The 18,397-nt window shown below is 64.4% G+C and carries 16 protein-coding genes and 2 pseudogenes; 12 read left to right on the forward strand and 6 right to left on the reverse strand.

Translation table 11 applies throughout. The features are described from left to right. Positions 1-187 precede the first annotated feature (187 nt). The 11 genes and pseudogenes from CEW88_RS19465 to CEW88_RS25020 all read left to right on the forward strand — a co-directional run. Positions 188-1,189 (forward strand): Gfo/Idh/MocA family protein, encoded by a 1,002-nt coding sequence (locus CEW88_RS19465; protein WP_159099683.1) that lies wholly within the window; start codon positions 188-190, stop codon positions 1,187-1,189. Between the two features lie 89 nt (positions 1,190-1,278). Beyond that, positions 1,279-2,217 carry an IS5 family transposase gene (locus CEW88_RS19470; protein ID WP_108970046.1) on the forward strand — a complete coding sequence of 313 codons (939 nt, stop codon included), beginning with the start codon at positions 1,279-1,281 and terminating at the stop codon, positions 2,215-2,217. A gap of 76 nt (positions 2,218-2,293) precedes the next feature. Continuing rightward, positions 2,294-2,509: a GntR family transcriptional regulator gene (locus CEW88_RS25010; protein ID WP_108970047.1), complete on the forward strand. Its 216-nt coding sequence runs from the start codon at positions 2,294-2,296 to the stop codon at positions 2,507-2,509. 93 nt (positions 2,510-2,602) lie between these two features. Continuing rightward, positions 2,603-2,890 (forward strand): FadR/GntR family transcriptional regulator, encoded by a 288-nt coding sequence (locus tag CEW88_RS25015; RefSeq protein ID WP_108970048.1) that lies wholly within the window; start codon positions 2,603-2,605, stop codon positions 2,888-2,890. Positions 2,891-3,168: 278 nt separating this feature from the next. Then, positions 3,169-3,414: pseudogene (locus CEW88_RS19485) on the forward strand (transposase); the annotation flags it as partial. Positions 3,415-3,691: 277 nt separating this feature from the next. Further along, the gene (locus tag CEW88_RS19490; RefSeq protein ID WP_108970049.1) at positions 3,692-4,852 is read left to right on the forward strand and encodes an efflux RND transporter periplasmic adaptor subunit; all 1,161 of its coding nucleotides are present in this window, start codon (positions 3,692-3,694) and stop codon (positions 4,850-4,852) included. A 13-nt stretch (positions 4,853-4,865) separates the two neighbouring features. Continuing rightward, complete coding sequence (locus CEW88_RS19495; protein WP_108970050.1) at positions 4,866-7,976, forward strand: multidrug efflux RND transporter permease subunit; 3,111 nt, start codon at positions 4,866-4,868, stop codon at positions 7,974-7,976. Then, positions 7,973-8,671 carry a response regulator gene (locus CEW88_RS19500; RefSeq protein ID WP_108970051.1) on the forward strand — a complete coding sequence of 233 codons (699 nt, stop codon included), beginning with the start codon at positions 7,973-7,975 and terminating at the stop codon, positions 8,669-8,671. Before CEW88_RS19495 ends, CEW88_RS19500 begins: the two co-directional genes overlap by 4 nt. After that, positions 8,661-9,743 carry an ATP-binding protein gene (locus CEW88_RS19505; protein ID WP_108970052.1) on the forward strand — a complete coding sequence of 361 codons (1,083 nt, stop codon included), beginning with the start codon at positions 8,661-8,663 and terminating at the stop codon, positions 9,741-9,743. The genes CEW88_RS19500 and CEW88_RS19505 overlap by 11 nt, the downstream gene beginning before the upstream one ends. Then, entirely contained in the window at positions 9,736-11,508 is a 1,773-nt protein-coding gene (locus CEW88_RS19510) for an ABC transporter ATP-binding protein (protein WP_108970392.1), read from the forward strand. Before CEW88_RS19505 ends, CEW88_RS19510 begins: the two co-directional genes overlap by 8 nt. A gap of 314 nt (positions 11,509-11,822) precedes the next feature. After that, positions 11,823-12,170 (forward strand): annotated as a pseudogene (locus tag CEW88_RS25020) (IS5/IS1182 family transposase); the annotation flags it as partial. Between the two features lie 21 nt (positions 12,171-12,191). Here CEW88_RS25020 and tcuB read toward each other — a convergent pair. Genes tcuB through CEW88_RS19525 form a run of 3 tightly spaced genes read right to left on the reverse strand, consistent with a single transcriptional unit; the run spans position 12,192 to position 15,311 of the window. Beyond that, positions 12,192-13,247: a tricarballylate utilization 4Fe-4S protein TcuB gene (gene tcuB, locus CEW88_RS19515; protein ID WP_108970053.1), complete on the reverse strand. Its 1,056-nt coding sequence runs from the start codon at positions 13,245-13,247 to the stop codon at positions 12,192-12,194. Further along, the gene (gene tcuA / locus CEW88_RS19520; protein WP_108970054.1) at positions 13,237-14,631 is read right to left on the reverse strand and encodes an FAD-dependent tricarballylate dehydrogenase TcuA; all 1,395 of its coding nucleotides are present in this window, start codon (positions 14,629-14,631) and stop codon (positions 13,237-13,239) included. The genes tcuB and tcuA overlap by 11 nt, the downstream gene beginning before the upstream one ends. Further along, positions 14,628-15,311 carry a GntR family transcriptional regulator gene (locus tag CEW88_RS19525; RefSeq protein ID WP_108970393.1) on the reverse strand — a complete coding sequence of 228 codons (684 nt, stop codon included), beginning with the start codon at positions 15,309-15,311 and terminating at the stop codon, positions 14,628-14,630. Before CEW88_RS19525 ends, tcuA begins: the two co-directional genes overlap by 4 nt. A gap of 117 nt (positions 15,312-15,428) precedes the next feature. Between CEW88_RS19525 and CEW88_RS19530 the strand changes: the two genes are divergently transcribed. Next, positions 15,429-16,445 (forward strand): AbrB family transcriptional regulator, encoded by a 1,017-nt coding sequence (locus tag CEW88_RS19530; protein WP_193989104.1) that lies wholly within the window; start codon positions 15,429-15,431, stop codon positions 16,443-16,445. Here CEW88_RS19530 and CEW88_RS19535 read toward each other — a convergent pair. From CEW88_RS19535 to CEW88_RS19540, 3 genes are read right to left on the reverse strand one after another with little or no spacing between them, the layout of a single operon-like run. After that, a complete protein-coding gene (locus tag CEW88_RS19535) occupies positions 16,420-17,394 on the reverse strand; it encodes a D-2-hydroxyacid dehydrogenase family protein (protein ID WP_108970056.1) in 975 nt (324 codons plus the stop codon). The two genes, CEW88_RS19530 and CEW88_RS19535, sit on opposite strands and share 26 nt — an antisense overlap. 15 nt (positions 17,395-17,409) lie before the next feature. Further along, positions 17,410-17,571: a hypothetical protein gene (locus tag CEW88_RS24770; RefSeq protein ID WP_193989105.1), complete on the reverse strand. Its 162-nt coding sequence runs from the start codon at positions 17,569-17,571 to the stop codon at positions 17,410-17,412. Positions 17,572-17,581: 10 nt separating this feature from the next. Next, on the reverse strand, positions 17,582-18,397 hold the full coding sequence (locus tag CEW88_RS19540) for a universal stress protein (protein WP_108970057.1): 816 nt from the start codon (positions 18,395-18,397) through the stop codon (positions 17,582-17,584).

The following is an 18,397-nucleotide window of genomic DNA, read 5'->3' on the forward strand; positions in this document are numbered from 1 at the left end:
CTGAATTTCCTAACGGATATGCTCAAGAGGGCCTTCGCCGACCTCGAGGCCACTTTCTTCGATCAGATGCCGAACCCCGGCTCCCATCGGAGATGGTTAGGAGAGTAGCCTCACGTCTGATTGGTTCGAATTTGTAGTAGCGCAAATTTGGGCGAGACAGGCAAACAGAACCAAGGAAGGGCCAAAAGTGGCTAGTAACAAGCTTAGGGTCGCGATTGCAGGGGCCGGAGCGATCAGCCAATTTCACCTCATCGGATGGCAGGCACAGGCAGACGTTGAGATTGTTGGGATTTGCGACCCAGACAAGGACAAAGCACACGCGCGAGGGGAGGCCTTTGGTATCTCTCGCGTCTTTGCCGACATGGCGGAAATGCTGGACGAGACCCAGCCCGACGCCGTCGACATCATCACTCCGGTGGGCAGCCATGCGCGGCTGGTGCGCATCGCCGCCGACAAGGGCGTGCACGCGATGTGCCAAAAACCCATGACCCCTACGGTGGCCGAGGCAGAGGCTCTTATCGCTGATGTGGGTGAGCGCGTGCGTTTTATGGTCCATGAAAACTACCGCTTTCGTCCGCATTACGCTGAGCTCGCGCAGCGGATGCAGGACGGGGAGGTCGGCAGGTTGCGTCATGCCCGGATGACGGTCCGCGCCTCGGCAGTATGGGACTACGAAGGCAAAGAGCCCTTCCTACTGGGACGCCAGCCTTACCTCACAGACTTCCGGCGCCTCTTGGTCTTCGAAGTTCTGATCCACCATTTGGATGCCCTCCGCGCAATCATCGGCGAAATGGACGTGGTCAGCGCAACCCTGGACCGCATTAACCCGGCGCTGAAAGGCGAGGATGTCGCGTTGATACAACTCCGAGCTGAGAATGGTGCACTGGTCGTCATCGATGCCGACATCGCCGCTCCCGGACACCCGCCACTTCCGACAGACAGGTTAGAACTATTGGGCGATGCCGACACGCTAATTTACGATCGCGACCGGATCACGCTACTCTCGCAACCGGACGCCGTGTCACAGCATGACCTCACGGCCAACTACCAGGCCTGCTTCACCGGTGCGGTTACCGACTTTACAGAAGGACTGCGCAGCGGGCGAAAGTTCCAGACCGACAGGCTGGACAACCTCAAAACATTGCGGCTTATGGAGAGCATCTATCGCGCGGCGGGGGTCGAAGTCTAACCGCACGCACTTCTACGACGGATGGCGTTGTTGCAGAGATCTCATCGTGAAAGATTCACATCGCGAATCCAAGCGGTGAGACGGGCGTCATGAGCAAGCCCAAGCCCAAGCCCGCCCGCTACCGCACGACGAACTGGTCCGCCTACAACGCTGCGCTGACGAAGCGCGGGTCTCTGCTGATCTGGCTGGACAAGGAGATGGCTTGGCACGCGCCGCATGAGGGCCGCCCCGGACGCCCGCCAGTCTTCTCGGATGCGGCGATCCAGTTCTGCCTGTCGATCAAGGTGCTATTCAAGCTGCCGCTCAGGCAGACTGCCGGGATGGTCGCAAGCCTCCTGCGCCTCGCCGGGCTGGACTGGCCCGTTCCAGACTTCTCCACGCTGTGCCGCCGACAGAAGACTCTTAAGGTGCAGATCCCCTATCGCCGTGCCGGTGGGCCGCTGAACCTGCTGGTGGACAGCACCGGCATCAAGTTCCTCGGCGATGGCGAATGGCAGGCCCGGAAGCACGGTTTGCAAGGCCGTCGCCAATGGCGCAAGGTCCATCTGGCCATGGACACCGCCACTTCCGACATCCGCGCGGTCGAGTTTACCCCCAGCCGGGAAGGCGACAGCCCCGTCCTGCCAGACCTGCTGGACCAGATCCCGGACGACGAAGACATCGGCACCGTGACCGCAGACGGCGCCTACGACACCCGCCGCTGCCATAGCGCCATCATCGCACGCGGTGGCACTGCGATCATCCCGATCCGCAAGAACGGTCGGCCATGGAAAGGCGACTGCCCAGCTGCCCGGGCGCGCAACGAAACCCTGCGCGCCACACGTCACTATAGCAGGGCGTTCTGGAAGCGGTGGACCGGATACCATATCCGCAGCCGCGCCGAGGCCAGGATGCGATGCCTGAAGGCCTTCGGCGAGCGCATCGCCGCCAGAGACCCCGACCGCCAGACTGCCGAATTCCACATCCGCGTCGCCCTCATGAACCGCTTCAACGCCCTCGGCACAGCCGAGATCGTCCGCGTGACCTGAACCTGACGGGGAAAGGGCCCCCCACGCCTCAGGACGCCGTTCTGCAACAACGCCACGACGGATACAAACTTGAGCGGTGCCAGAAAGACCATCCTTCGCAGATCAGTTCTATAAGCACCTTCTGACGCGGAATACCGACGGAACTTGCGAATTGCGCATCCGTTTGCCCAACGAGGAATCTCTCACGCAAGAGTTCGGCGTATCGCGGCCCGTCGTTCGGGCCGCACTTGCCTGGCTCCGCACCAAGGGCATTGTCCAGTCACGCCGAGGGTCCGTGGCGGCTACGTCGTAAGCAGGTTGGGCGGCGTCCCGGCGGGACCAAGAGGACCTTCGCAAGATCGAGAAGGCACTGCGAAAGTTGGAAACTCGCTAGCAGGAAAAAGAACTGCCGACAGAAGCAGACCAGCGGTTTCACCTCGCCGTCGCGCGGGCCTCACACAACGTGTTCTTTGTCTGGACGCTTGAATTGCTGCGACACCAGATCGCTTTCGGCGTGTCCCTATCGCTTTCACTGACGATTCTGGATGAACCGCAGCGGCAGGTGAAAGTGCTGTCCGAGCACCACGCCATTTTGGATGCCATCCGCGCCAAGGACCACGGAAGTGCGGAACGAGCCATGCGCGCGCGCATCACCGTCGCCAAGAATTGGATATGTATCGGCCAAGAACAGTGATGGGCAGCTTTACGCTTACACTCTTCGCGGCCCCCTCATCGCGCGGTGTGATCTGACTTGGTCGTGGGCCTCGCAGACCGCGTTTCTGTTGCGGGTCGCGCCGGCCCGGCACTTGTTACGAAGGCCATGCGATAGAGAAAGAGCGCTCAGGGGAGATAATTGGGCCATTTCCCTCAACCCTCGTATAAGGTCAAAATATGTAACAATGATGATTTATTCAACCACAGAGTGGCGCGGATCTGCTCTTCGCCGTATCCGTCGGCGCACCGGCAAAATAGTATTCGGCAGTGGAAAAGATCCGCATCGTGCTTGAGGGGCTTCGCGGCGAGGAGAGCATAGCCGAGCTTTGCCGGCGCGAGGGGATTGCGACGATCTAGAACTACATTTGGTCCAAAGAGTTCCTCGAGGCCGGCAAGAAGAGGTTTGCTGCTGATACGGCGCGCCAGGCGAGCAGCCCGGAAGTGAAGGTCCTGCGGGTTGAGGTCAGCGCGCTGAAGGAGGCCTTGGTGCGCCGATCTGCCGAACGGCTTCCGCGATCTTCGCGCCCTGACCCTGTAGCACCTCGACCTGCCGCAGTTTCGTCATGATGCCTTCGGGCTTCTCTCGTTTGCCTCCAATCGTCGTAGTCCTCCGTGATGCGGGATAAACTATCCCAAGGGGTGGACCACTTCAGTGGGGCAAGACCATCGGGAGGCCGACTTGGTCGCAAGGTCCGGCATCCACGAAATCTCCACGAAATCTCGGCGGTTCTTCCATTGGCCGATGCCATTTGCCGGCGGTGTGACAGCAACGGGACGCACCATGATACGCCGCAAGATCCTGATCCCCGCCTGCATCGGCCTGATGGCCGGAGCGCTGGCCATCTTCCAGTTCGACAACCGGCCCCATCTGGCCGCGGCGGAAGAGCATGCCGTGGAAACGGCGGTCCACTTGACGGTGCGCCAGATCGAGTACGAACGGATCGTGCTCACGTCCGAATATGCGGGCCGCGTCTCTGCCCACCGACGGGTCGAAATCCGCCCGCAAGTCGGCGGGCTGATCCTCGAGCGGCACGTCGAGGAAGGCGCCCGGGTCTCGGCGGGAGACGTGCTGTTCCGCCTCGACCCGGCGCCCCTGCAAGCCGACCTCGGCGTGGCAGAGGCTGCCTTGGCGCGCGCCGAGATCGCCGAGACCTTTGCCCGGAGCGCCGCGGAGCGGTCGGATTCCCTGCTGAAGCGGAATACCGTCAGTCGGCAGAGCAACGACACCGCCCACAATGACCTGCACCTCGCGAAAGCCGCCGTTGCCGAAGCCCGCGCCGCGGTGGAGCGTAAGCGCCTTGACCTCGACTTCGCGACGCTGCGCGCGCCCATCGACGGCTATGTCGCGGCCGGGCTCGCCGAGATCGGCGGGCTGGTCACGGTCGGAGGCGACAAGCCCCTCGCGGTGGTGCAGGACCTGGATATGGTGACGATCGACCTGCGGCTGCCGGCGGATGACCTCGACGCGGTCATGATGGCTGCCGAGGCGGGGCTGGGGCCAGTCAGGGTGCTCAAGGACCGGGACGGCGCGCCGCCCCTGACCGGTGCGCTGAAATCCTCTGACGTGATCGTCGACCAGGGCACGGGGTATGTCGGCGTCCGTATCGAGGTCGCAAACCCGCACCTGGCCCTGCTGCCGGGCATGTTCGTGCGTGCAACGCTCCCTCATGGCGTCGTCGACCGCGCCGTCTTGGTGCCGGAGGACGCTATCCTGCGCACCGGCGACGGCGGCGCACAGATTGTCGTCGTCTCGCGCGACGGTCAGGCCGCGCGACGCGATGTGCGGCTGGGCGAACGCGTCGGCAATCGCTTCATCGTCGCGTCCGGACTGAAACCGGGAGAGAGCGTTGCGGTGCGGGGGCAGGACCGCGTGCCAGAGGGTGTGACAGTTCCGGCTACGACGCGCCCAGCCGCCACCTCACAACCTGATACATCCTCCTGAAAAGCGGACGAAAATGGCCCAGTTCTTCATCCTGCGCCCGGTCTTTGCCTGGGTCATCGCGATCTTCATCGCGCTTGCCGGGATCGTCACGATCCCGCAACTGCCCGTCGCCCAGTTTCCCGACATTGCGCCGCCCAGCGTCAGCATCTTCACGACCTACGCCGGGGCCGATGCGACGACCGTCAGCAACAGTGTGGTGCGGCCGATCGAAAAGGAACTCTCCAGCGTCAAGAACGTGCTTTACTACGAGTCCAGCGTGGACTCGACGGGCGGCGCGACCATTTCGCTCACGTTCAAGCCGGGGACCGATCCAGAGATGGCGCAGGTCGAGGTCCAGAACCGGCTGAAGAACGCGGAGGCCCTGTTGCCGGAACCGGTGCGCCGCGCAGGCATCGGTGTCGAGGCGGCGGAATCGGGCTTCCTGATGGTTATCACGCTCAAGTCGCGGACCGGCGAGACCGATGAACTGAGTCTTGGCGAATACCTGACCCGAAATCTCGGCGAAGAGCTCAAGCGCGTGCCCGGCGTCGGGCGTGTGCAACAGTTCGGATCGGATCGGGCGCTGCGGGTCTGGGTCGATGCGGAGAAACTCTCGGCTTACGGGCTGACAATGAGCGACGTGACCGACGCCATCGCGCGCGAGAACGCACAGGCCGCGCCCGGCCGGGTGGGAGATGATCCGACCGTGCCTGGCACGCGGATCTCGACACCGCTCACCATCGAGGGACAGCTGACGTCGCCCGAGGCCTTTGCCGCGATCCCCCTGCGCGCACAGACCGATGGTGCGCGTCTGGTTCTGGGCGATGTCGCGCGGCTGGAACTGGGGGCGCAGACCACGGCCTTCAGCGTCAGCAGCAATGGAAAGGCGGCGGCCGCCGCCGCGGTCCAGATGACGCCCGGTGGCAATGCCGTTCGAACCTCCGCCGCCATCGAGACGCGGCTGGAGGCATTGCGGCTTGCGATGCCCGAGGACATGGAGGTCTCCATCTCCTACAACACCGCGCCCTTCGTGAAGGTGTCGATCTCCAAGGTGATCCACACGTTGATCGAGGCCATGGTGCTGGTCTTCGCTGTGATGCTGCTGTTCCTGCAGAACCTGCGCTACACGCTGATCCCGGCCATCGTCGCGCCGATCGCGCTTCTGGGCACCTTTGCGGTGATGGGGGCGGCAGGTTTTTCGATCAACGTGCTGACCATGTTCGGCATGGTTCTGGCCATCGGCATCATCGTCGACGACGCCATCGTCGTGGTCGAAAGCGTCGAGCGGATCATGGCGCGGCAGGGACTGTCTCCGAAGGAGGCAACCCAACAGGCGATGCGCGAGATCACCGGCGCCATCGTCGGCACGACGCTTGTGCTGACCGCTGTTTTCATCCCGATGGGGCTGGCCAGCGGATCGGTCGGCGCGATCTACAAGCAGTTCACGCTGTCGATGGCGGTCTCGATCCTGATCTCCTCCGTCCTTGCCCTGACGCTGACGCCCGCGCTCTGCGCCACGCTGCTGCGTCCCGCCGCGCGCCATGGCAGGACCGGCGGCGTCTTCGGGCGTTTCAACCGGGGTTTCGCCGCCCTGACACGGCGCTACACCGGTTGGGTCGGCTGGACCCTGCGCCGCGGCGGGCGAATGGTCGTTCTATATCTCGCACTGATCGCGCTTATGGGCCTCGCCTACACGCGGATCCCGACCTCCTTCGTCCCCGAGGAGGATCAGGGCAACTTCATGGCGATGTTCGAACTGCCCGCAGGCGCCACGGCAGAGCGCACGCGCGACGTGATCGCCGCCTACGAGGCGCATACCGCGACCCGCCCCGACATCCTCGAGAACACGGTGATCCTCGGGTTCGGGTTCTCGGGTTCGGGGCCGAATGCCGCGCAGGCATTCACCAGCATGAAGGACTGGGATAAGCGCACGACCAGCGTGGACGAGGAGATCGCCGCTGCCGAGGCCGCAATGGCGGATATACCCGAAGGGACGGCCATGATCATGAAACCCCCGTCGATCGAGTCGCTGGGCACGACATCGGGCTTTTCGCTGCGGCTGGAAGATCGCGCCAATGCCGGCTCTGCCGCGCTGAAGGCGGCGGAAGACCAGTTGATCGCCGCGGCCGAGGCCAGCCCGCTGCTGTCGTCCGTGATGAGCGAGGGTCTGCCCGACGGCATGGCCATCGCGCTCAAGATCGACCGCGAGAAGGCGCAGGCGCTCGGGCTGGGGTTCGACGCGATCAGCGACGCCATCGGGACCGCTGTCGGGTCTACCTACGTGAACGATTTCCCCTATCGGGGGCGGATGCAGCAGGTGATCGTGCAGGCCGAGGCCGCTGCGCGCATGCATGTCGAGGACGTGCTGCGGCTCGAGGTGCGCAATGCCGAAGGCGGCATGGTGCCTCTGTCCGAGGTCATCACCCCGACCTGGGAAAATACGCCCTCACAGCTGGACCGCTACAATGGCTACCCGGCCGCGCGCATCTCGGGCGAGGCGGCAAGCGGCGTGTCCAGCGGTGCGGCCATGGCCGAGATGGAGCGCCTGGCCATGGCGTTGCCGCAAGGGTTCGCCGTGGAATGGACCGGGCAGTCGCTGCAGGAAAAACAATCGGCCAACCAGGCGCCGATGCTGATGGTGGCCTCCATGCTGATCGTGTTCCTCGTTCTGGCCGCACTCTACGAAAGCTGGTCGGTGCCCTTGGCGGTGATGTTGATGGTGCCTTTGGGTCTCCTCGGCGCCGTGACCGCCGTGCTGATGCGCGGCGCGGACAACGACGTGTTCTTCAAGGTCGGCCTCGTCACGATCATCGGGCTTTCTGCCAAGAACGCGATCCTCATGGTCGAATACGCCCGCCACCTGCGCGAGGGCGGCATGGGGATTCATCGCGCGATCCTTCAGGCCGCGCGGCTGCGGCTCAGGCCGATCGTCATGACCTCGCTGGCCTTCATCCTCGGGGTCGTGCCGCTGGTGATTGCCAACGGCGCGGCTTCCGAGATCCAGAACGCCATCGGCACGGGTGTTTTCGGCGGCATGATCTCGGCCACAGTGCTGGCAGTGTTCTTCGTGCCCGTGCTTTATGTTGCTGTCAGCCGCCGCGCTTCGGCACCGGCACGTGATACATTGCAAGAGGTTGGCGCATGACCGATGCCCTGATCCTGATTGTCGAGGACGAACCCGAGATCGCCGAGATCCTGGAGAGCTACTTTGCGCGTGAGGGCTTTCGGGTGATCTGCGCCCGCGACGGCACCACGGGCCTTGCGCATCACCAAAGTCTGCGTCCCGACCTAGTGGTGCTGGACATCAAGCTGCCGGGACAGGACGGCTTCGAGGTTCTGGCCGCGATCCGTCGGCGGGGCGACACGCCCGTCATCATGGTCACGGCCTTGGCCGAGGACCTCGACAAGCTGCAGGCGCTGCGGATCGGGGCCGACGACTACGTGGTCAAGCCGTTCAACCCGCATGAGGTGGTGGCCCGCGCCCGCGCCGTGTTGCGCCGCACGATGGGTCGGACGCGGGAAAGCCTGCTCCGGGTGGGCCCCCTGACGGTCGATCCCGGCGCCTACCGCGCCACGCTCGACGGTGGTGATGGGCCTGTCGCACTCGACCTGACGCCCACGGAATTCCGCATCCTCTCTCATATGGCGCGCTCCCGGGGCCGGGCCTTCAGCCGAGCGGACCTTGTGGATGCCTGCCTGCCCGAAGGATCGGCCCTCGACCGCACCGTCGACAGCCATGTCAGCAACCTGCGCCGCAAGCTTGCGGCGGCGGGCGCGGATGGCCTGCTGACCGGCGTGCGCGGGTTCGGCTACCGTCTGGATGCGCCCCATGGCGGCTAACCTCAACGCGCGCATCTCGCGGACGATCATCGCGCTGACGCTCGTCGCGGCGCTGGTCGTATCGCTGGGATTGATGGCCTATTTTCTGTTCATCTACGACTGGATCTATCCCACCGAAACGCCGGACGCGACGGTCTGGCGCACGGCGGATACCGTCATGGTGCTGACCGTGCTGGCCTTCGGCCTCATCACCGCCTCGTTGATCGGCTGGCGCCTTGCCGGGCGGGTCGTTGCACCGCTGAAGTCGGTCGGGGTCGCCGCGCGGCGGATTGCGCAGGGGGATTTCTCCGCCCGCGCCGACGTGCCCAACGACAGTTTCCGCGAAGCCGCGGACCTGCTGGCGGATTTCAACGCCATGGCCGAACGACTGGAGCGCGCCGAAGCCGAACTGGCCTATTCCAATTCGGCCATCGCGCATGAATTGCGCACACCGCTGACCATCCTGCGCGGACGGCTTCAAGGCCTGTCCGATGGCGTCTTCGACCCGACGCAAGAGACCTTCGAGCGGCTGATCGTGCATGTCGATCACCTCTCGTCCATCGTCGAGGAGTTGCGCACGCTCGCGCTCGGCAACGCCGGTCGGCTTGAGCTCTCCCATGTCAGCGTCGACCTCGCAGAGGAAGTCGCGGCGGCCCTGAGCGGCATGGAGGCGGAATTGGCTGCGGCGGGCATCACCGTGACCCGAGCGCTGGCCCCGGCGCGGGTCACGGCGGACCGGACACGCCTGCGCCAGGCCTTCGTCGCGGTGTTCGAGAACTGCCGCCGCTACGCGCAGCGGGCCCAGGTTCACGTCGAGACGCTGACAGAGGGTGACCACGTCCTCTTTCGGTGCTCCGACACCGGCCCCGGTCTTCCGGCGGAGGATCGGGACCGCGCCTTCGACCGGTTCTGGCGGGCGGACGGCTCGCGCGGGCGCAGCCATGGCGGCTCGGGACTGGGCCTCTCCATCCTGCGCGCCATCGCCCGCGCCCATGGCGGCGAGGCAAGGCTGCTGCCGAACGACCGGACCGGCCTGAGCGTTGAAGTCCGGCTGCCGAGCAAGACCCACCAGAATGGACAGACCGATGACTGACGATCCCGAAGCCTACGGCGACCTGGCCGCCAGGCATGTCTCTCTGCGGCGGGTCCTGCAGCTCTTCGCCCCCTACCGGGCGCGGATCGCGGGGGTCGTGACGCTGATGGTCCTGTCCTCGGCCATCGGGCTGGCCGGGCCCTTTCTTCTGCGCGCGATCATCGACGTCGCCCTGCCGCAGCAGGACCTCGCGCTTCTGGTCTGGCTGGCGGGCGGCATGATCGCGGCGGCGCTGGCCTCCGCCGGGATCGGCGCGCTCCAGATCGTGCTGAGCACCCGGATCGGGCAGGCCATCCTGCACGACCTGCGGGTCCGCCTCTACGCGCATCTGCAGACGCTTTCGTTGCGGTTCTTCACCGGCACGCGCACCGGCGAGGTGCAGTCCCGCATCGCGGGTGACATCGCCGGGCTGCAATCGCTGATGACCGAAACCGCGAACGAGCTTGGCCGCTCGCTCAGCGCGGTGGTGATGACGGCGGTGGCGATCGTGTTGCTGGACTGGCGGCTGGCCCTCTTCGTCCTGCTCATCGTGCCGGTGACCGTGCTGATCAGCGCGCGCGTCGCCCGGCTGCGCGAGGCGCTGACCTACCAGCAGCAGGCCCGCGCCGCCGACATGTCCGCCGCGGTCGAGCAAACGCTTTCGGCCCCCGGCATCATCCTTGCCCGCACCATGGGGCGCGGCAGCTTCCTGACCCAGCATTTCGCCCGCATCTCGCGCGATCTCGCACAGCTTGAGGTCCGGTCGCATACCGCAGGCGAATGGCAGTGGTCGCTGATCGGTTTTTCCCTTGCGACATTGCCCGCGCTGACGCTGCTGGCCGGCGGGATCCTGATGCAGACGGGCAATCCGGCAAGCATCGGCACGCTCGTCGCGATGATCGCCCTGCAGGAACAACTCCTCTGGCCCTTCGAGCAGTTGCTCGAGGTAGGGCGTGACACCCGCAAGACCCGCGCGCTCTTTGCCCGCATCTTCGAGTATCTCGACAAGCCGGTGGAGATCACCGAGCGCGTTGATGCCATCACCATCCCCCGCGCCGAGATGCGCGGCGAGGTCGCGCTCGACCATGTCCGTTTCGCCTATTCAGAGGGGCACGGCCCCGCGGTTCAGGACGTGAGCCTGACCATCCCCGCGGGCAGCCATGTCGCCATCGTCGGCCCGACCGGCTCGGGCAAGACCACGCTCGGCTACCTGCTGGCGCGGCTCTACGATGTCGATGGCGGTGCGATCAGCTTCGACGGGGTAGACCTGCGCGACCTCAGCTTCGAGACGCTCTCGCAGATGCTTGGGGTGGTCTCGCAGGAGCCCTATCTGCTGAACGCCTCCGTGGCCGAGAACCTGCGCTTCGCGCGCCCCGAGGCGAGCATGGACCAGCTCATAGAGGCCGCGAAGGTGGCGCAAATCCACGACCACATCGCGGCCTTGCCCGAAGGCTACGAGACGCTGGTCGGCGAAGGCGGCTCCCGTTTCTCGGGCGGCGAAAAGCAGCGACTGGCGCTGGCCCGGACGATCCTGCGCGACCCGCCAATCCTGCTGCTCGACGAGGCGACGAGCGCGCTCGACACGCGAACGGAACGCGCGATGTCGCAAGCGCTGGACGGGCTGTCGAAGGGCCGCACAACCATCACCATCGCACACCGGCTCTCGACCATCCGCGAAGCCGACCTGATCGTGGTGATGCAGCGCGGGCGGGTGGTCGAGACCGGCTCCCACGCATCGCTGGCGGCGAAAGGCGGTGTCTATGCCGGGCTTTTGGCCGGCGCGTGACCACCGAAGCTCAGCGCCGCACCTTTACGGCACGGCGCGTCTCGGACAGAAGGATGAACGCCCACTCGGGGAGACCTAGAAAGTCAACTTTTCCGCACTGCAGACCTCGAACCGTTCAAATTGCTGCGGCCTGCATGCACGAGCGGCTCGGTAAAGCTGCAGCGCAGCGCTGCCGGTCGCCACGGATGACAGTTAATGTGATGTACCGGCTGCGGCACCCAGCAGGTGAGGCTGCAATGGCCTCCCAGAAGTTCGCACTCGATCACATGGCAATAAGGTTAAAAACCTCTTGCACTACGGGCGGCAACCACAGAAGCGACTGCATAGGCGGACAGGCGTTGCTCGGCAGCCTTCCAAGAGTCGACTGGCTGCTCGGAGATCGCGGCTATGACACCCGTTGGTTCAGAGAGACGTCGCAAGATATCGGAATACGCGCGTGCAGCTGCGGACAGAAGCAGCGCAAGACCCCGGTCGGATACGATAGGCGCAGGCGTAACCGACGCGACCGGATCAAGATCATGTTCGGCGGGCTTACGCCCTCGAGACCCTTCGGGCCCCGCCATGGCCGACGCCCGAAGGTCTTGCTCTCGGTCATCGCGCTCGTTGCACCCCATATCTACCGGTTACGAATTCTCACCCCAACGCGCAAGACTCCAATTTAGCGGCAAACATTGGCCCCCCTTTCACCGCGAGGCGTCGACCGCCAGTGCGGCAATCCTGTAGAACCCATGCGCCATCTTTGTGAATGGGGTAAGCACGAAGAATGCCAGCACCGAGCCCAGATGAAGGGCAAGCAAGACCGGCATCATCGAGGTCTGCCCGAGCGCATAGAGAACAAGCCCGCTGAGGCCCACAAACCCCAGGAGACCGATAAATGCGATCTCGCCGCCGAAGGCTTTGTTCGCTCCGAGCTGCCTGTCGGACTTCAGCTTCAGCCGGATCATCTCAACACACCCGAGCACCAGCAGCAGCCCGCCGGAGAGGCCCAGAAGTTTCGGTGCGGAAATGATACCGTAGGGCGCGGGCATGCCCAGGACATAGTGCATCACAGTCGCGACGCTGGTGGAGGCAAAGCACAGCAGGAAGCCGTACATCACCGCTTGGTGTGCCGCCCGCCGCGCGTGGGTGAAGCGATCCTCGTCCTCGAAGTTGCAGCCGTCGCCATGGCCACCCTTCAGGTTCTTCATATTGGCGGCCTGCCGGAAGGCCCGCGCAAGATGCACCATCTCCAGGGGCTGAGCTCCAACGCGGTGCCAGTATCGACGCAGACTGATTCCGATGCTGAGCAAAGGGAAGAGGAACGCGGGCAGGAAGATGGCCACCATGGCATTGTGCGACAGGACAGCGTAGAAGCCCTCCCCGCTGACCGGTTTCAAGATGCTCGCCAACCAGAACAGCAGCGCAAAGCCGAGCACGGCAGCAGCTGCGATCATCACGCCATTCTTCTGAAACGCCTTGCCCGCTGCGCGTGGAAAGGCCAGGTCTTCCCAGCTTTCCTGCCGGACATTCGCCAGCGCCTGCGGCAGGTTCAGATCGAATTCATGCGGAGCGGTGTATTGACAGGCATAGTAACAGCCCCGGCAATTGTGGCATAGATTGGCAAGCTGCGTCAGATCTCCGTCTGAGAAGGCGCGCTCAGCATGGAGCGCGGGGAAGACGGAGCAATAGCCCTCGCAATAGCGGCAGGCGTTGCAGATTTCGGCCTGACGGCGGGCCTCGTTCAGGAAATCAGTTTGCATGGGCTGCGGCCTCCCTGCCTGCGATGCGTCCGAAGACGGTGCCGATCGTCATGCCAAAACCGGCGAGATAGCCCTGCCCCAGAATGGATCCGGCCATGGTTTCTCCTGCTGCCCAGAGGTTCGAGACAGGGCGGTTTCCGATGGAGCACTGCGCACGCTCGTCCACTTTCAATCCCAGGTAGGTGAAGGTTACGCCCGTCCGGAGCGAGTATCCGTAGAAGGGCGGCTCGGTGATGGCGCGCGCCCAATTTGTCTTGGGCGGGGTAAGCCCCTGCGTAGAGACGCCGTCCAGCTCGGTCGGATGGAAATCGGAGGGGTTGCCACAGGCTGCATTGAAGTCGGAGATGGTCTGCAGCAGTGCGTCCGCGGGAAGGCCCATCATTTCTGCGAGTTCCTCCAGCGTGTCGGCCTTGATCGGCGGGAAGACCGAAGGCATGAACAGGTTGAGGGATTTGGCATCGATGATGACATATCCCACTTGGTCGGGTTGCGCGGCCACAAGCCTCCCCCAGATCGCATAGCGTTTTGGCCAGACGTCCTCGCCTTCGTCGTAGAAGCGCTGGCCGTCCTTGTTCACCACGATCGAGAACGGGACGCAGTCCAGTCGCGTGACGATGCCGCCGTCGAATTTCGGCGCGCGCCCGTCGATGGCGACGGCGTGGCACTGGGTCGGATCGCCCACCTGTTCGATGCCCTGTTCGAGCAGATCTGCCAGCACCACACCGCGATTGTAAGGCGTGCCCCGAATGAGGAAATTCTTGGCCGCAGGTCCCCAAGCTCGGGCGAGCCAGTCGACATCCGCCTGAAAGCCCCCTGAGGCCACGACAACGGACTTGGGCGCCAGGCGGTGACTCTTGCCGCCTTGCGTGTAGTCAAGGAAATCGATGCGATCTTCATTCAGTTCGAGGTGCGTCACCTTCGCCTCGTATTCGACTTGCACGCCGAGGGCTTCGGCGGTGCGGTAATAGGCGTTCACGAGGCTCTTGCCGCCGCCGAGGAAAAAAGCGTTGGTCCGGGCCAGCGACAGCGTTCCGGACAGCGATGGCTGGAACCGGACACCGTGCGCTTCCAGCCACGGCAGGCATTCTTCCGAGGTGCGGATCGCCAGGCGTGCGAGCCCTTCGTCCGTCTTGCCCCCCGTGACCTTCATCAGGTCTGCCAGGTATTCCTCTTCGCTGTAGCTCTCGACGAGCGGACCCAGTGGCCCATCGTGCATGCACCGAAAGTTGCGGGTGTGTCTCGAATTTCCGCCGCGGTACGTTTTGGGCGCGCCTTCCAGGATCAGAACGCGCGCGCCGGCCTCCGCAGCTGTGATGGCGGCGCAGAGCGCCGCGTTGCCGCCGCCGATCACGACGATATCAGGGGTGTTTTCAGGTCGGGTCACAGCAGGTCTCCATCGAAGCCGGAGGTCCGGCCGGGTTGGGCGCGCAGGGCACGGACACGCACCCGCTGTGCCGCTTCGATGTGCGCGCGCATGGCGGCCTCGGCCAGGGTGCCATCGCGCTTCTTGATCGCGTCAAGAACGCCAAAATGCTCTTCTACGGCCTTTTCGGCACGGTCCGGTTCGGTCAACGTCGTGGGGCCGAGGATCATGAGCGCCTTTTGCAGCGCGTGGATCGACCGCGCGAGAAACCGGTTCTTGGCCGCATCGAGAAGGGCGGCGTGGAACTGACGGTTCAATACGAAGGCCTCGGGCGCGCCGCCAAGCTGAGCCATCTGCTGGTTCATCTCGAAGAGCTCTTCGATCTCGATGTCCGAGGCGGCGCGCGCGGCGAGCCGTGCGGCGGTCCCTTCGAGGACGCTGCGCATCTCGTAGAGCTCCATCACCTCGGCATAATCCAGCGTCCGGATGCAGGCGCCCTGACGGGGCACATGCGTCACGACGCCATCAGCTTCGAGCTGGCGGATCGCTTCACGCACCGGCGTGCGTGACATGCCGAGCCTTTCCGCCAGCTCAGTTTCCCGCAGACGATCACCGGGGTTCAACCGCCCTTCGCGAAGTTCGGTCATAAGTCGAGAGTAGGCGCCGTTCGCCTGCGGGCCGCTGTCATCTTCGGTCGCCATCGCATCCTCCGAATGCATCTTGTATGCAACTGGATACACGCGTATTCATTGGGCGGTCAAGAGAGATAGGAGGCAAGTTTGCGCAAACATTCTTTGGGTCAGATGACCCTGCGGCGAATGATGACCCTAGCCCTGGCGGCGCTCGGGACCCTGCTCTTCTGGCTCTGCGACCTGCCGTTGCCTTTCCTCTTCGGCCCGATGACCTTTTGTCTCGCCGGGGCGCTGGCGCATGCGCCGCTGAAAGGCTTCGGACAGGTTTCTGTCGCGGCCCGTACGATCCTCGGCGTCGCGGTGGGCGCGTCGATTACGCCCACCGTCATCGCCCAGCTGCCGCGCATGGCGACTTCGGTCGCCCTGATTCCGCTCTTCATTGCGCTGATCGCACTTGTCGGAGTGCCTTTCTTCCGGCGGCTGTGGGGCTTCGACGCCCCGACAGCCTATTACGCCGCGATGCCGGGTGGACTTCAGGACATGGTGATTTTCGGCAGCGAGGCCGGGGCCAATCCCCGCGTGCTGTCGCTGGTCCACGGCACCCGCGTGCTCATTATCGTGACGCTGGCACCCTTCATCCTCGGACATTTTTATGGCGCACCGCTGACGAACCCGATCGGGGCACCGGTCACCGAGCTACCTGTGCATGAACTGCTTATCATGGCCGCGGCGGCCTGGATCGGTTGGAAGGGAGGAGAGCGCCTCGGCCTATTCGGCGCGTCGATCCTGGGGCCGATGATCGTCACGGCGATCCTGTCGCTGACAGGCGTGGTCCACTCCCGGCCGCCCGCCGAAGCGATCCTCGTCGCGCAGTTCTTCATCGGTTGCGGGATCGGAGTGCAGTTCCTGGGGGTGACCTGGAAGGAATTGACCCGCGTCGTGGCGGCGGGCGTCGCCTATGTCTTCGTGCTAGCGCTCCTGGCCGCGGGCTTTTCCGGCGTTGTCACCGCGCTCGGGCTGGGCGCACCGGTCGAGTCATTCCTCGCCTTTGCACCCGGAGGTCAGGCCGAGATGACAGTTCTGGCCATCGTGACCGGCGCTGACCTGGGCTTCGTCATCACCCACCATCTGACGCGCATCGTCATCGTGATCGTCGGCGCCCCGGTCCTGGCAGCGTTCATCGAGCGAAGACGGAAGGGTTGACCATGTGGATCGGCACCCCGGCGCTGTAGGCATTGACCTGCTCGAAGATGTCGGCGAACTGCTTGTCGAATTCATCCTCTGTCACGAAACCGATATGCGGCGTGGCGATCAGCTTCGGATGCGACAGGAGCGCGTCATTGGCATCGGTAAGAGGTTCGGACTCGAACACATCCACGGCCGCCATGCCGGGCCGGCCGGCTTTCAACGCCGCAAGCAGAGCACCCGGCGTGATGAGCGCTGCTCGAGAGGTGTTCACAAGCACGGATCGCGGCGACATGCGCCCAAGGTCTTCCCCGGTAACGATGCCGCGTGTTCCTGACGTCAGGCGCAAATGAAGGGACACGACGTCGCATTGCTCGAAGAAAGCGGCCCGGCTCTGAGCGACGTGAAGGCCTGCGGCACTCGCCCGCGCGCGCCCCTCCTCCGAAGCCCACCACAGCACGTCCATGCCAAAGGCCCGTGCGTAATCGGCTACGGCGCGGGCGATGCGCCCGTAGCCGTAGAGCCCCAGAGTGCGTCCTCGCAGTGTGCGTCCCACGCCCATTTGCCAGCGCCCCGCCTTGGCGCTCGCCATCTGTTGCGGCAGCTGCCGCATGGCCGCGAGAATCAGCGCAAAGGTCAGTTCAGCTGCAGCGTAATTCACACCATCCGCTCCGGTGTTTGAGCACAACAGCACGCCACTGTCTGTACAGGCGTCGACATCGACGTGTGGCCAGGCACCCCGCTGGGAGATCAGCCGAAGGTTCGGCAAACGCTCAAGCAGGCCGCGTGTGACGGCAGTGCGCTCGCGGAAGAGCACGATACATTCGGCCGCGGCGAGACGGGCAGAGAGCGCAGCCTCGTCGGATTCGTGATCCGTCCAGACCGTGACGTCATGTCCCTTGAGCAGGCTAAAGCAAGGCAGCTCCCGCAAGGTGTTGAACCAGTCGTCCAGGATATGCACCTTCATGCCGTCGCTCTCTCTTCAGCCCTGAGCGGAGAGCGCCTTGATGGCCCGGCAGACGCGGTCATGCAAGATCACGAGATCGGCCTTCCCCGGTGCCTGCTCGAGGATCCGCTGAGATAAGTTGTTACGGATCTCCTCGAGGTCGCGCCGCACGCGGCCGAGTTTCTCAAAATCGCTCATTCAATGCTCCTCAATGCGACAAGAGTACAGGAATATCGATCTGCGCCAGGACCTCGGAGGTGACACCCCCCAGCAGATCCTCCCGGAACTTCGAGTGCTCGAAGGCCCCGAGCACCAGCAGCGACGGTTGATGCTTCCGGCACCAGGTGAGCACCGTGGCAGCCACCGGATGTGATGTGGGCCATTCCTCGTGAACGGCTTCCACACCGTGGCGGGAAAGGTGCGTCATCAGATCCTCGATCGGCCATCCGGTGCGTGGCCCGACGGTCAGCACACTGACGCGCCCGTCGTCCTCGAGAATGCGCAGGCTGTCCGACAGGGCACGCGCCGCGGCCCGGCCCCCATCCCAGGCCAGCGCCGTATGGCTGAGCCTCCCTCCGCCTTTGTACCCCGCGGGCACCACGACGACCGGACGACCGGACATCAGCGCAATGCGATCCGGGTGAAGGGTCACATGTTCATCGTCGGTGTCCGAATAGCTGCCCACGATGAGCATGTCATAGTGGCGCGCGGCCTCGGACAGGACGGTGTCGACACGTCCCGTCACCTCTTTGAGTTGGAGCGCGTTGACCAGTCCCAAGGCCGTCCGTTCAGCTTCGAACTTCGCTTCAATCTCGCGCAGGATACTGGAGTTGGCCGCATCCAGCAGCGCACGCGCCTCCTTTGGTATCCAGCGCGAGCGCTTGTCGATCACCTCGTGCGCGCTGTGCGCCATCATCGCGGTGACATGCGCCCCCGAGCGCTCCGCGAGGGACGCTGCATAGCGCAGGGCCGCGATCGAGCCCTCGGACCCATTGAAAGCCACGAGCAGGTTCTTCATCGGCAT

This window comes from Alloyangia pacifica (genome assembly GCF_003111685.1).
Lineage (GTDB): Bacteria > Pseudomonadota > Alphaproteobacteria > Rhodobacterales > Rhodobacteraceae > Salipiger > Salipiger pacificus_A.

What these genes read in the sequence shown, in the direction of transcription:
- CEW88_RS19470 (WP_108970046.1), top strand. Translation starts at nt 1,279, where the DNA reads ATGAGCAAGCCCAAGCCCAAGCCCGCCCGCTACCGCACGACGAACTGG.
- CEW88_RS19490 (WP_108970049.1), top strand. Translation starts at nt 3,692, where the DNA reads ATGATACGCCGCAAGATCCTGATCCCCGCCTGCATCGGCCTGATGGCC.
- CEW88_RS19495 (WP_108970050.1), top strand. Translation starts at nt 4,866, where the DNA reads ATGGCCCAGTTCTTCATCCTGCGCCCGGTCTTTGCCTGGGTCATCGCG.
- CEW88_RS19500 (WP_108970051.1), top strand. Translation starts at nt 7,973, where the DNA reads ATGACCGATGCCCTGATCCTGATTGTCGAGGACGAACCCGAGATCGCC.
- CEW88_RS19505 (WP_108970052.1), top strand. Translation starts at nt 8,661, where the DNA reads ATGGCGGCTAACCTCAACGCGCGCATCTCGCGGACGATCATCGCGCTG.
- CEW88_RS19510 (WP_108970392.1), top strand. Translation starts at nt 9,736, where the DNA reads ATGACTGACGATCCCGAAGCCTACGGCGACCTGGCCGCCAGGCATGTC.
- tcuB (WP_108970053.1), bottom strand. Translation starts at nt 13,247, where the DNA reads ATGCAAACTGATTTCCTGAACGAGGCCCGCCGTCAGGCCGAAATCTGC.
- CEW88_RS19525 (WP_108970393.1), bottom strand. Translation starts at nt 15,311, where the DNA reads ATGGCGACCGAAGATGACAGCGGCCCGCAGGCGAACGGCGCCTACTCT.
- CEW88_RS19530 (WP_193989104.1), top strand. Translation starts at nt 15,429, where the DNA reads ATGATGACCCTAGCCCTGGCGGCGCTCGGGACCCTGCTCTTCTGGCTC.
- CEW88_RS19535 (WP_108970056.1), bottom strand. Translation starts at nt 17,394, where the DNA reads ATGAAGGTGCATATCCTGGACGACTGGTTCAACACCTTGCGGGAGCTG.
- CEW88_RS24770 (WP_193989105.1), bottom strand. Translation starts at nt 17,571, where the DNA reads ATGAGCGATTTTGAGAAACTCGGCCGCGTGCGGCGCGACCTCGAGGAG.
- CEW88_RS19540 (WP_108970057.1), bottom strand. Translation starts at nt 18,397, where the DNA reads ATGCCGATGAAGAACCTGCTCGTGGCTTTCAATGGGTCCGAGGGCTCG.